Source organism: Photobacterium frigidiphilum, assembly GCF_003025615.1.
GTDB classification, from domain to species: Bacteria; Pseudomonadota; Gammaproteobacteria; order Enterobacterales; family Vibrionaceae; genus Photobacterium; species Photobacterium frigidiphilum.
The window spans coordinates 271,986-284,744 of the sequence record NZ_PYMJ01000001.1 but is presented as its reverse complement, the minus strand read 5'-3'; the positions used below and the strand labels follow the sequence as shown (position 1 = coordinate 284,744).

Sequence of the window (12,759 nt, the reverse complement as noted above, 5' to 3'; positions counted from 1 at the left end):
ATTTATTATTCTTTATCTGGAATTTTCCCCTCTTATTTCATCACTCAATTTATACAATTATTATGATAATTAAGAAAAGCATTAAGTATCAATGCTTTATTTTATAATTTTAGATCGTTGAGTTTTTTGTAGCTCTGTTTAGTTTTTATATCAGGTTAATTTCTAATGATAACTATATAAATAATGTTTAAGTCTGTTTTTCTTTATAAGCTGTTGTTATCTATTGTTTAATACCTCCCATCATTGGAATGAAGTTTACAGCCACGGAAGATGTTCCCAAATATTCGACAGTGTGTGGCAGCACAATGACGAGGGGTGAATACATCAGGCAACTACCGATATTTTAATAAAACATCGTCAAGTGTATCTGGCCAAGTAAGGCTATTGATAAATACGCTGGCAGTTAGGAGTGAACATGAAAAAGACAACAATCGCGATCCTTGTTAGTGGTGCTTGTATGGCAAGTGCATCTGCAATGGCTACTACAGTTTATAAAGATGACACGACAAGCCTTGATGTTGGTGGTCGTGTTGAAGTACGTGCTAACTTCTCAGATGCAAATAAAACAGCAGGCGATGACAATAGCTTTGAAAACAACTCGCGTGTTCGTTTGAATATTGGTGGTGAGCATGCTGTTAATGATGATCTGAGTGTTCTTGGTTTTACAGAGTTTGAAATTACTGAAAATGAAGAGTACAGCGGTGATAATGAAGTTCGTTATATGTATGCGGGTTTGTCATCTAAAAAGATGGGTGATTTAACCTTCGGACACCAAGATAATGCTGTAACTTACCTAACAAACTGGACGGATAAAGCTGAAACATTCAGTGGTAGCATCAACGAGTATAATGCATCTACTTCTGACCGCGCGGCAAACGTTATCCGTTATGGTTATGCGACAAATAACCTAAACTTCCAAGCAAGCTACAACATTGATTCCACATCAACTAAAAATGAAGGTTGGAATGCAATGCTAGGCTACGACACTGGCTTCGGTCTGAACGTAGGTGTAGGCTATTCTGGTAGTGAACAAAAGATTAATAACGTTGGTAATCAACGTGCTGATTCGAATGTTGCTATTGTTGCTGCACAATACCAACATGATATGGGTATTGATGTAGCGATGACTTACCAAGGCGGTAAGCTTTCTGCGGTAAACAGCAATGGTGGTACAGGTCTGAATGAAAGTGACTTCGATGCGGTAGATGCTTACTTAGGTTATAACTTTGGTAATAATAATGTAAATGCGACATATAACTACCTAAGTGCAGATGATTCTAAAGACTTCGATATTAATAATATCGGGGTTGAGTACGCACACTATATGGGTAACTTTACTGCGTTTGTAAGCTATAAGTTTGCACTTCTTGATGACGATAAGAATGTTTCTTATGTAGGCGATAATGCTGACAATGAAGCAATGATTGGTGCTCGTTACGCATTTTAATGTAGCGATAAGCTAATAAATTATTGAATAGTAATAAGGAGCCTAGTGGCTCCTTATTTGATCTGATTAGGGGAAGGGTTAGAGATTGTGTTTTTAGCTAAACTCAGATGTGCCTATGCCCTTTACGATAAGTGAAATCTCATACTAGCCTAGATAACTATATGATTATTAGACTCGTTAATATTACTTGTAACTGCTTAATTATCTGACCATTTACTTATTCTTAATAGTACCAAAGCAAAGGTAAACGGTTAAAGAAGAGGGTATGTTGAGACGATAGAATAATGAATAATGAATTATGTTTGTTGCCTTGGCTTATCTGAATTACTTCTGCGGCATATTCAATATCTATTCACCATCAAAATGTATGTATTAAAAAACCACACCTAATCAGATGTGGTTTTAGAATTAAAGCGGTCTTTATGTCATTTTACAATTGCCGTTATTCTTACAGTGAATACAAAATATTTGAACCGTAAGTTAAGCTTGTTAGCAACATTGATTTTTGATCGATAATATCAATACGACGGCTTTGTTGAGCATCCATACGGAAAATCTTCTTCACAATAGTAAGATGCTGCTTTTGAAAGTCTGCATTTTTCCCTGATGTAATATCTTTAAATTCCACAGGTTCAGTCAATAAGTAACCACCGCTAATATCCCAGTTACCAGACTCAGAGATATGTAGCGTTAATGGCGATTCTTCATTACTGAATAATTTCATTAGTGTAATGCGCGAATACGTTTTATTGGGTAAATACACAACATGGCTCGTTTGCTCTACGCGACGTAGCATACCCAGCGTATTAAATTGCGTTTCTTCAATACGACTTACTGTGGTCGATTGCCATTCACGAGACATCAGCAATTGGTCTAACTTAAAGTCACTTGAATAATAAAGCCAAGTGCTAAAGATTCCCGACATGATCAAGACCATAAATGGCCAAAAGCGTTTGACAAAAGAGGGCATTTGAGTCGATTTATTTTTTATTGGCATAGCTTCGAATTATCCTCTTGGCTTGTTAGCAGGCGAAGCGTTACATTTTCATTTGGCACTGATGTGTCGTGAATATAGTTCAACCAAATTGAGTTGTTTTGACCACCCGTTACAATGATATCAACGGGGCGAATTTTATCTTTATGACTTTCTAAATAGGTCGTTACGCACTCTGAAATCATCGGTTTCCAATCACTAAGAACAGGATGAATCTTTGTCGTTGATACGGTTATGCCATCTACAGCTAGTAGTGGTGTAAACGCCGCTGACTTAGGTGGAAAACTAAGGTTAACCAGTAGGGGTAATAAGCATGCGAGTGCTAGAGCAACCCAGCCTAATACCATGTTTTTTTGTGCTGGCACAGCAGCAGTAACAGTCGCCTTACCTGATGAATGATTAACGTGTGCTGTTGCTGCCGTATTATGGCGGGGTTCATCTTGGTGATGGCTGCTTTCATGGATTGAATCTGTATTGTCCGCGGCTTCTGTTACTGGGGTTTCTGTATTATCAGTGTCGCTATTGTATTCTTCAACAGGAGCGATCATTTGATAACCGCGTTTAGGCACGGTTTTTATAAACTCTGGTGACTTTGTCGAATCTTTTAATGCTTTACGCAGTGTTGAGATTGCTTGAGTTAAGCTTGAATCATCAACTTCAAAACCCTGCTCTCGCCATACATAATCATGTAAGCGGTTACGAGTAATGATGGCGCCTGGGTCTTCAATTAATAAACCTAGGGCTCGGCTTTCATTGCTACCTAGGCGTGTTAACTCATCACTTTCATGTTGATCGATCAGGCTGTTATCGTAAGGGTCAAAAAGGAATCGTTGCCCGATCAAGTATTTGGTGGAAATTTTAAGCATTTTTTGCCCCGGATATATAGTTCGTGCGTCTATATATCATATTTGTACTGAACACAGTCTGAATATAAAAAAATAAAAACACGTACTGAAAAAATCTAAAGTGTATGAAAAGACCTATTTTAGGTTGAAAATACATTATTTGACCATATATATCTAATGAATTACGTAAACTAACTGTTTCGGAGTATTAGATGAGCGAACAAGGTACACATATCAACAAGGAAACGCGTGGCTTTCAGTCTGAAGTCAAACAATTACTTCATTTGATGATTCATTCTTTATATTCGAATAAAGAGATTTTTTTGCGTGAGTTGATTTCTAATGCGTCGGATGCTGCAGATAAGCTTCGCTTCCGTGCTTTGTCTCAACCTGATTTATTTGAAAATGATGCCGATATCGGTGTGAAATTATCATTCAATGCAGAAGCGGGTACGCTAACCGTTAGCGATAATGGCATTGGTATGAATCGTGATGATGTTATTGAACATCTTGGTACGATTGCAAAATCAGGTACAAAAGACTTCTTTTCTAAATTGACCAACGATGAATCAAAAGATTCACAGTTAATTGGTCAGTTTGGTGTTGGTTTTTATTCTTCTTTTATCGTGGCTAAATCAGTAACGGTTAACACACGAGCTGCGGGTGAAACTGCAGATAAAGGTGTAAGTTGGACGTCTGAAGGTGAAGGCGACTACACCGTTGAAGATATCAACAAAACAACACGCGGTACGGATATTATTCTGCACTTGCGTGATGATGAAACTGAATTCTTAAACGAGCACCGTTTACGTGACATCATCGGTAAGTATTCTGATCATATTGGCATTCCTGTTCATATCTTAGTGACTGAAAACGATGATGAAGGAAAACCGACAGGCAGTAAGTGGGAGCAAATAAATAAAGCTCAAGCCTTATGGACACGTAATAAATCAGAAGTAACGGAAGAGGAATATAAAGAATTCTACAAGCATGTTTCTCATGACTTTGCTGAGCCATTAACGTGGAGCCACAACCGTGTGGAAGGTACGCAAGATTACACAAGCTTGTTGTATGTTCCATCTGCAGCCCCGTGGGACATGAACAATCGCGATAGCAAGCATGGTCTTAAGTTATACGTTCAGCGTGTGTTTATCATGGATGATGCTCAGCAGTTTATGCCAAGCTACCTACGTTTCATGCGTGGTCTGATTGATTCGAATGATTTACCGCTAAACGTTTCTCGTGAAATCTTGCAAGATAACAAGGTTACTCAAGCGCTACGTAAGGCATCTACGAAACGTGCACTCAGCATGCTGGATCGTATGGCAAAGAACGATGCAGAAAAATATCAAACTTTTTGGACTGAATTTGGCCAAGTGCTAAAAGAAGGTCCTGCTGAAGATTTCTCTAATCGAGAAAAAATTGCTAATTTACTTCGTTTTAGCTCTACACATAACGATACAGCCGATCAAACGGTATCTGTAGCTGATTACGTGTCACGTATGAAAGAAGGCCAAGAGAAAATTTACTTCTTAACAGCTGATAGCTTTACTGCTGCAAAGAATAGCCCTCACCTTGAGCAATTCCGTGCCAAAGGCTTAGAAGTTATTTTGATGCATGATCGCATTGATGAATGGTTGATGAGTCAATTACCTGAATTCGACGGTAAGCCGTTCCAAGCAATTACCAAAGCAGATCTTGATCTTTCTAAGTTTGAAAACGAAGACGATAAAGAAAAGCAAAAAGAAGCAGCAGAAGAATTCAAATCTGTTGTTGAACGCGCAAAAGGTTACCTTGGTACTCGTGTTAAAGACGTGCGTACAACGTTCAAACTACATGATACGCCAGCGGTTGTTGTGACCGACGAAAATGAAATGGGCACACAGATGGCGAAACTACTCGCAGCTGCTGGCCATGATGCACCCGAAGTGCAGTACATTTTCGAAATTAATCCAGAGCATGGTTTAGTGAAGCAAATGGCGAATGAAGCGGATGAAGAAACATTCGGTCGTTGGGTTGAGCTATTACTTGGCCAAGCAATGTTAGCTGAGCGTGGTTCATTAGAAGATCCATCACAGTATGTTGCTGCGGTGAACAAGCTTCTGATTAAGGCCTAATCGCTTTTATGCCTGATACTGGTTAACTTGGTATCAGGCATTGTTTGTATTCGTTTTTGTATCAAATTGTATTCTGATAACGCATGTAATCGTAGGCAAGACGGGGTCTGGGCTTGCGAGTATGGGCTATTCAGTGTATTTTCCATGTCTTCAAAGTTACCCTTTTTAAATCCGATGTTTTTTAGCGTTATTTAAATGACAGGTTTTAAAAACGATAACTTTGTAAAACTACAGTTTATTTTTTAAAGGGGATCAAGATGCGCATCATTCTTCTGGGCGCTCCAGGTGCAGGTAAAGGTACACAGGCACAATTCATCATGGCGAAGTTTGGCATTCCACAAATTTCTACTGGTGACATGTTACGCGCAGCGATCAAAGCGGGTACTGAGCTAGGTAAACAAGCGAAGTCAGTTATTGACGCTGGTCAGTTGGTGTCTGATGATATCATCCTTGGTCTGGTTAAAGAGCGTATTGCCCAAGACGATTGTGCAAAAGGTTTTTTACTTGACGGCTTCCCTCGCACAATTCCTCAAGCTGATGGCTTGAAAGAAGTGGGCGTTGTTGTTGATTACGTAATTGAGTTCGATGTTGCTGACAGTGTAATTGTTGAGCGTATGGCGGGTCGTCGTGCTCACCTTGCATCAGGTCGTACTTATCACAGTGTTTACAACCCACCGAAGGTTGAAGGCAAAGATGACGTAACTGGCGAAGATCTTGTTATCCGTGAAGATGACAAAGAAGAAACAGTGCGTGCTCGTTTAGGTGTGTACCACAACCAAACGGCACCATTGATTGCTTACTACGGTAAAGAAGCAGAAGCTGGCAACACACAGTACCTGAAGTTTGACGGTACTAAAGCGGTTGCAGAAGTTAGCGCTGAGTTAGAAAAAGCACTAGCGTAATTATTGATTTTATGACCAGTAAGAAAAAGCGAGTAGACCTTTAGGTTACTCGCTTTTTTTTTTTGGTTTATAAAACTTGAATTCGTCGCTTAATGATAAGATAGATTTATTCTTGATTTTGATGAATGTGCAGTGGGTGGCAATGAAAAATAATAACTATGGTGTCTTATTAGTCAATTTAGGGACGCCTGATGAAGCATCACCTGCGGCAATCAAACGTTTCTTATCTGAATTCCTGCATGATAAGCGTGTTGTTGATATGACCCGTTGGCTTTGGTGCCCTATTTTACATGGTGTTATTTTACCCATTCGCTCGCCTAAAGTAGCAAAGCTTTATCAGTCGGTATGGATGGAAGATGGTTCTCCGTTAATGGTGTATTCTCAGCGTCAGCGACAAGCACTAGAAAAACAGCTGAATGTGCCAGTGGCACTTGGTATGACGTATGGTACGCCAAGCATTGCAACGGGTTTAGCTGAATTAAAACAACAAGGCTGCGATAAGGTATTGGTATTGCCTCTATATCCTCAATATTCGGGTACAACCACAGCTGCAGTTTTTGATCGGGTTGCAAAAGAGCTAAAACAACAGCCTCATATTCCAGAGCTACGCTTTATCAATCATTACTTTGATCACCCTGATTATATTGATGCATTAGCACTATCAGCCACTGATTTTTGGGCTGAAAACGGTAAGCCAGATTATTTGTTGTGTTCTTATCATGGTATTCCCAAACGTTATGCAGATAACGGTGACCCGTACCCTAAGCATTGTCATACTACAACCGAAAAATTGGCTGAAAGGCTGGCCATGCCGCGTGAAAAAATGAGTATGAGCTACCAGTCAATTTTTGGTCGTGAAGAATGGTTGCAGCCATATACTGAAGCGACTATTGAAGCATTGGCTAAAAAAGGCGTTAAACGGTTAGACGTTATGTGCCCTGCTTTTTCTGTTGATTGTTTAGAAACATTGGAAGAAATTGCAGAGCAATGTAAAGAAACCTTTATAAAAGCTGGGGGCGACGTTTTTAATCTGATCCCATGCCTAAATGATAACGAAGCACATATTCGTATGATGAAAAACTTGGTTACCCAGCACGCTCAAGGTTGGTAGCAAAGGTTTGCGTCGTTGACATATCTTTATTGGGCTCTTAAAAACTGTGAGAGCTCAGTATTTTTTGTACTATATTATGTGATAGAATCCACAAAAATCTCACAACAGACAGCTCATTTACATGAAATTTCCAGGCCAACGAAAATCAAAGCATTACTTTCCAGTACATGCTCGTGATCCGCTTTTAAGTCAAACGAAACAAGAAAAGCGTTTAACTCGTACTCATGTGGTCGGTATTGATCAGACTTTGGTTGATATTGAAGCGTATGTTGATGACGCATTCCTGGAACGCTATGAGCTAAGTAAAGGGCATTCGCTTGTCATCACCGATGAAAAAGCAGAAGAGCTATACCGTGAATTAAAAGATAACAACCTCATCACGCATGAATTTGCGGGTGGTACGATTGGTAACACATTACATAACTACTCTGTGCTGGCTGATGATAAATCAGTACTGTTAGGTGTAATGAGCAAAGATATAGAAATTGGTAGCTATGCTTACCGTTATCTTTGTAATACCTCTAGCCGTATGGATATGAACTTCCTTCAACCGGTTGTGGGCCCTATTGGTCGTTGCTTCGCGTTAATGTCTAAAGATGGTGAACGTACTTTCGCCATTAACGAAGGCCGTATGAATCAACTGCACCCAGATAATATTCCTGAGTCTATTTTCGAAACAGCTGCAGCACTTGTGCTAACGGCCTACCTTGTTCGTTGTAAAGAAGGTGATCCAATGCCAGAAGCAACGATGCGAGCGATCGAATTTGCCAAGAAATATGATGTACCTGTTGTACTTACGCTGGGCACAAAGTTTGTTATCGAAGATGATCCACAATGGTGGCGTGACTTCCTTCGTGATCATGTAACGGTTGTTGCGATGAACGAAGATGAAGCTGAAGCGCTTACTGGTGAATCAGATCCATTAGTGGCATCAGATAAAACGCTGGAATGGGTTGATCTTGTTTTATGTACAGCGGGTCCTGTTGGTCTTTATACTGCAGGCTACACAGAAGATAATGCGAAGCGTGAAACCAGCTTACCGTTATTACCCGGTGAAATTGCAGAATTTAACCGCTATGAATTTAGCCGTCCAATGTTGAAAGCAGAATGTGAAACGCCAATTAAAGCGTATTCGCACATTGCACCTTATATGGGTGGCCCAGAACGAATTAAGAATACCAATGGCGCGGGTGATGGGGCACTATCTGCATTACTGCACGATATGTCTGCTAACCATTACCACAAAGAGAATGTGCCTAATTCAAGTAAGCACCAGCAAAGCTTCCTAACGTATTCTTCATTTTCGCAGGTATGTTTGTATGCAAACCGAGTGAGTTACGAAGTGCTTGCGCAGCACTCTCCGCGTCTTTCTCGTGGTTTACCTGAGCGTGAAGATAGTCTGGAAGAAGCATACTGGGAGCGTTAAGCTTCGGTATTATCGAATTCAGCTTTTAAAATAAAAAACCGCCGAAGATGGCGGTTTTTTGTTTTATATCTGTGCTAATTTATGAGCATTTATTTATCGAGTTTGATATTAGAAGAGGCGAGTATTTACACTCGCCCTTAATATTCTTATTTATAGGCTTCTTTATGAACGGCTGCGATAGCACGTCCTGAAGGATCTGCGCTGTTCTTGAAACTCTCATCCCACTCAATGGCTTTAGCACTTGAGCAAGCGATTGACGGCCCACCAGGAACACATTTAGCTGCACTTTCTAGCGGGAATAGGTCTTCAAAGATTTCACGGTACATATAGCCTTCTTTTGTCGTTGGCGTGTTGTACGGGAATCGGAAGCTAGCTGTCTCTAGTTGTTGCTCAGTTACTTTTGCTTCCGCTACTTCTTTTAAGCTATCAATCCAGCTATAACCGACACCATCAGAAAATTGTTCTTTTTGGCGCCATGCCACTGATTCTGGAAGGTGATCTTCAAAACACTCACGTAGAATATGTTTTTCCATCTTACCGTTGCCACACATCTTATCTTCTGGGTTAATGCGCATCGCAACTTCTAGGAATTCTTTATCCAAGAAAGGAACACGCGCTTCAATACCCCAAGCAGCCATCGATTTGTTTGCTCGAGCACAGTCAAACATGTTCAACGCTAGTAGCTTACGTACTGTTTCTTCGTGGAACTCACGCTTATTTGGTGCTTTGTGGAAGTATAAGTAGCCACCGAACACTTCGTCAGCCCCTTCACCAGAAAGTACCATCTTGATACCCATTGCACGGATTTTACGTGACATTAAATACATAGGTGTCGATGCACGAATTGTTGTCACATCGTATGTCTCAATGTGGTAGATCACGTCACGAATTGCATCGATACCTTCTTGAATCGTGTAAGTGAGTTCGTGGTGAACAGTGCCAATACTGTCTGCAACTATTTTTGCAGCTTTAAGATCTGGCGCATCTTCTAAGCCGACAGCAAATGAGTGCAATGTTGGCCACCAAGCTTGCGATTTTTCATCATCTTCAATACGACGAGCAGCAAATTTCTTGGTGATCGCTGAAATAATCGATGAATCTAGCCCGCCAGAAAGTAGTACGCCATAAGGTACATCTGTCATTAATTGGCGTTTAACGGCACTTTCTAGTGCCTCTTTTAGTGCCACTTTGTCTGTAGGTGCGTCAGCAACCGTTTCAAATTCCATCCAGTCACGTTTGTAGTAACGGGTTGGTTCACCTTTTTTGCTCCACAGGAAGCTGCCAGGAGGGAATTCACTGATGGTTTTACAGATTGGTACAAGTGCTTTCATTTCAGACGCAATGTAATAGTTACCATGTTCGTCATAACCTTGGTACAGCGGGATAATACCGATATGGTCACGTCCGATTAAATACGCATCTTCAACCGCATCATAAAGAATAAAACCAAAGATACCGTTGAGGTAATCAAGCAGTTCAGGCCCTTTTTCTTTGTACAGAGCCAAAATGATTTCACAATCAGATTCTGTTTGGAAAGGGTAGTCTGGTGCAAATTCTGCACTCAATTCTTTGTGGTTATAAATTTCACCATTAACCGCTAAAACATGTGTTTTATCTTGGTTGTAAAGTGGTTGCTCACCGCTATTCAAATCTACAATTGCTAGGCGTTCATGCACAAGAATTGCTTTATCCGATGAATAGATGCCTGACCAATCAGGACCACGGTGACGCATCTTTTTTGACATTTCTAGTGCAGTTGCACGTAATGCTGATGGGTCACTTTTAATGTCTAAGATACCAAATACTGAACACATACTTTCCACTCCAACCTAACGGTTTTAATTCTATCCCTAAATTCTTTCGGGTTAAGGTTTCAGCGTCTAGTTAGATTTATAGACAGCTTTCATCTTTTCCCTTTCTGATTGTTAAAATTGCGTATTCTGTAAGTAAATGCAATAAAAAACATCTGTTCAGTTAAAGAAAATAGCCTGTGATGAATATCATTCAGTTAAATTGATTTTTTCCGAATTAAATTCAATATTGGTGGTTTTTTCGTACAAAAAAACAAACGGCAGCCGAAGCTGCCGTTGATTGTTTTTTAGGATTAAATAGCCTAGATAGGCTTAATATCCGGCTCTAGGTGCTCACATACATGGCGAGCAAAACCACTTCCTGCTTCATTGTAGATATTAAAAGCGGCATCTACGCCTAGCTCATGAAGCAACTCTTCATCATCATTATATTTAGCAATGGCAGCCACTTTTCCATCGAAATTACGCAGGTTAACTTGTTCTAAAGCAAAGGTATTCGCTTGGCTATGCGGCATGGCTAATAAAATTAATTTAATACGGTGTTTTGCTATTAGTCTTGCCCAAAAATCGGGGTCAGTGGCGTCACCATGAATCACATTACGCCCTTCAGCACGATGATTCAACGCCGAGTCTTCACGGTTCTCAACACCAATGACTTGCTTGCCATAACGGGTGACAAGCTCATCGTAGGCACCGCTGCCAATACGACCCATACCTAAAATGAGTATTTTTGCATCACCTAGATCAATGAGTTGATCATTCGCGTTGAGCTTTTCAGGGGCATATTCTTTGAGCCATTTTGATGCCTCTGTATAAAGTCGGTGCCCCATACTGTTGAGTGGGGCTGCAATTAAGAATGATAACGATACAGCAATGGCGATGGCGACAAGGAAGTTGCCTGGTAACCAGCCTAGCTTGTATGCCATACCACTCACAATAAGCCCAAATTCACTGTAGTTAAATAACGTAAGTGTACCCAATAATGATGTACGAACACGGTAGCGACTAAAGTTGAAGATAACGTAATAAAGCAATCCTTTAATCGGTAATAGCAGTAGCAATAGAATTGCCATTAAGAAGCCATCAAACGTGGGTTGTTCTGCTAAACCTATATTGAGGAAGAAGCAGACGAGTAATAACTCTTTTAAATTAAAGAGTGTTTTCGACATTTCTGATGCTTTAGGGTGAGCTGCTAGCATCATGCCAAGAATTAGTGCACCAAGATCGGCTTTCATACCGACTAATTCAAATAAACCCGCCCCTGCAACTAATGCAAGGAAAATAGCATAAAGTACGAGCATTTCACCGTGCCCTGCTTTATCCAAAATTTTGAACATAAGTGGACGTAGCAAAGGAAGGGCAAATAAGCCAAATGCTGTAATTTCGGGTACTTTGCCTGTTGAAAATGTGAGGAAAAGAACGGCAAAAATATCCTGCATAATGAGGATACCAATGGCGAGAGTACCGTATGTTGCGTTAAGTTCTCCTTTTTCTTGTAATGCTTTAATCGCAAATACAGTACTTGAAAACGAGAGCGCAAAAGCAAGCAGTGCGAGTTGCATCAATTCTAAGTCGGCCAGCATGCCAATGCCTAGCTGTTTAAAACCAAGTAACGCCAGCGTAAATAATGCTGTAGACAGTAAATTATGGAGTGTTGCCCCTCCCCAAATTTCTTTGGCTAGTAGCGTTTTTACATCGAGTTTTAAACCAATGGTGAACAATAAAAGTGTTACACCAAGATCGGCCAATACTGTAAGCGTTTCGGTTGAATGAAAGCCTGCACTATTAAGGGCAAAACCCGCCAATAAAAAGCCCACTAAGGGAGGAAGTTTGCACCTCAAGGCAATGAAGCCTGCAAGAAATGCGGCAATAACGAAAACGAGTTCCATAGCCGGAGTGACAATCCTTTAATTTTGAGCTTAAAATTATATCTATATCCAAGTCACCTCAAGGTTCTCGTTGAGGTAACGCTGAATCCTGCATCTTGAGGTGACTTGGGTATTTTCTAACGGTGCTTGTTGAGTGCCCATTAGTATCATCGATATAATATTTAAGCTTTAGCTGATATTTTGCGCGTAATATAGCATAAGGGGGTGTGTCTGTCTG

The 12,759-nt window shown here is 40.4% G+C and carries 9 protein-coding genes; 5 read left to right on the top strand and 4 right to left on the bottom strand.

Features of this window, described 5'->3' with window-relative positions; genetic code table 11:
• Nucleotides 1-415 precede the first annotated feature (415 nt).
• Nucleotides 416-1,447, top strand: a complete 1,032-nt coding sequence (locus C9J12_RS01200; protein ID WP_227876240.1) for a porin — start codon at nucleotides 416-418, stop codon at nucleotides 1,445-1,447.
• A gap of 448 nt (nucleotides 1,448-1,895) precedes the next feature.
• On the opposite strand, the gene C9J12_RS01195 is transcribed toward C9J12_RS01200, so the two are convergent.
• Together C9J12_RS01195 and C9J12_RS01190 are read right to left on the bottom strand one after the other, a co-directional pair.
• On the bottom strand, nucleotides 1,896-2,444 hold the full coding sequence (locus tag C9J12_RS01195) for a regulatory protein ToxS (RefSeq protein WP_107241042.1): 549 nt from the start codon (nucleotides 2,442-2,444) through the stop codon (nucleotides 1,896-1,898).
• Nucleotides 2,435-3,307, bottom strand: a complete 873-nt coding sequence (locus tag C9J12_RS01190; RefSeq protein ID WP_107241041.1) for a winged helix-turn-helix domain-containing protein — start codon at nucleotides 3,305-3,307, stop codon at nucleotides 2,435-2,437. The genes C9J12_RS01195 and C9J12_RS01190 overlap by 10 nt, the downstream gene beginning before the upstream one ends.
• A gap of 191 nt (nucleotides 3,308-3,498) precedes the next feature.
• On the opposite strand from C9J12_RS01190, the gene htpG reads away from it, so the two are divergent.
• The 4 genes from htpG to C9J12_RS01170 all read left to right on the top strand — a co-directional run bounded on the left by htpG (nucleotide 3,499) and on the right by C9J12_RS01170 (nucleotide 8,842).
• Nucleotides 3,499-5,403, top strand: a complete 1,905-nt coding sequence (gene htpG, locus C9J12_RS01185) for a molecular chaperone HtpG (RefSeq protein ID WP_107241040.1) — start codon at nucleotides 3,499-3,501, stop codon at nucleotides 5,401-5,403.
• Between the two features lie 257 nt (nucleotides 5,404-5,660).
• A complete protein-coding gene (gene adk, locus C9J12_RS01180; protein WP_107241039.1) occupies nucleotides 5,661-6,305 on the top strand; it encodes an adenylate kinase in 645 nt (214 codons plus the stop codon).
• A 142-nt stretch (nucleotides 6,306-6,447) separates the two neighbouring features.
• The gene (gene hemH / locus C9J12_RS01175) at nucleotides 6,448-7,416 is read left to right on the top strand and encodes a ferrochelatase (RefSeq protein WP_107241212.1); all 969 of its coding nucleotides are present in this window, start codon (nucleotides 6,448-6,450) and stop codon (nucleotides 7,414-7,416) included.
• 121 nt (nucleotides 7,417-7,537) lie between these two features.
• Nucleotides 7,538-8,842: an inosine/guanosine kinase gene (locus tag C9J12_RS01170; RefSeq protein WP_107241038.1), complete on the top strand. Its 1,305-nt coding sequence runs from the start codon at nucleotides 7,538-7,540 to the stop codon at nucleotides 8,840-8,842.
• Between the two features lie 146 nt (nucleotides 8,843-8,988).
• On the opposite strand, the gene asnB is transcribed toward C9J12_RS01170, so the two are convergent.
• Together asnB and C9J12_RS01160 are read right to left on the bottom strand one after the other, a co-directional pair.
• The gene (gene asnB / locus C9J12_RS01165) at nucleotides 8,989-10,656 is read right to left on the bottom strand and encodes an asparagine synthase B (protein ID WP_107241037.1); all 1,668 of its coding nucleotides are present in this window, start codon (nucleotides 10,654-10,656) and stop codon (nucleotides 8,989-8,991) included.
• A 299-nt stretch (nucleotides 10,657-10,955) separates the two neighbouring features.
• Entirely contained in the window at nucleotides 10,956-12,542 is a 1,587-nt protein-coding gene (locus C9J12_RS01160) for a cation:proton antiporter family protein (RefSeq protein WP_107241036.1), read from the bottom strand.
• Between the last annotated feature and the right edge of the window lie 217 nt (nucleotides 12,543-12,759).

What these genes read in the sequence shown, in the direction of transcription:
- C9J12_RS01200 (WP_227876240.1), top strand. Translation starts at nt 416, where the DNA reads ATGAAAAAGACAACAATCGCGATCCTTGTTAGTGGTGCTTGTATGGCA.
- C9J12_RS01195 (WP_107241042.1), bottom strand. Translation starts at nt 2,444, where the DNA reads ATGCCAATAAAAAATAAATCGACTCAAATGCCCTCTTTTGTCAAACGC.
- C9J12_RS01190 (WP_107241041.1), bottom strand. Translation starts at nt 3,307, where the DNA reads ATGCTTAAAATTTCCACCAAATACTTGATCGGGCAACGATTCCTTTTT.
- htpG (WP_107241040.1), top strand. Translation starts at nt 3,499, where the DNA reads ATGAGCGAACAAGGTACACATATCAACAAGGAAACGCGTGGCTTTCAG.
- adk (WP_107241039.1), top strand. Translation starts at nt 5,661, where the DNA reads ATGCGCATCATTCTTCTGGGCGCTCCAGGTGCAGGTAAAGGTACACAG.
- hemH (WP_107241212.1), top strand. Translation starts at nt 6,448, where the DNA reads ATGAAAAATAATAACTATGGTGTCTTATTAGTCAATTTAGGGACGCCT.
- C9J12_RS01170 (WP_107241038.1), top strand. Translation starts at nt 7,538, where the DNA reads ATGAAATTTCCAGGCCAACGAAAATCAAAGCATTACTTTCCAGTACAT.
- asnB (WP_107241037.1), bottom strand. Translation starts at nt 10,656, where the DNA reads ATGTGTTCAGTATTTGGTATCTTAGACATTAAAAGTGACCCATCAGCA.
- C9J12_RS01160 (WP_107241036.1), bottom strand. Translation starts at nt 12,542, where the DNA reads ATGGAACTCGTTTTCGTTATTGCCGCATTTCTTGCAGGCTTCATTGCC.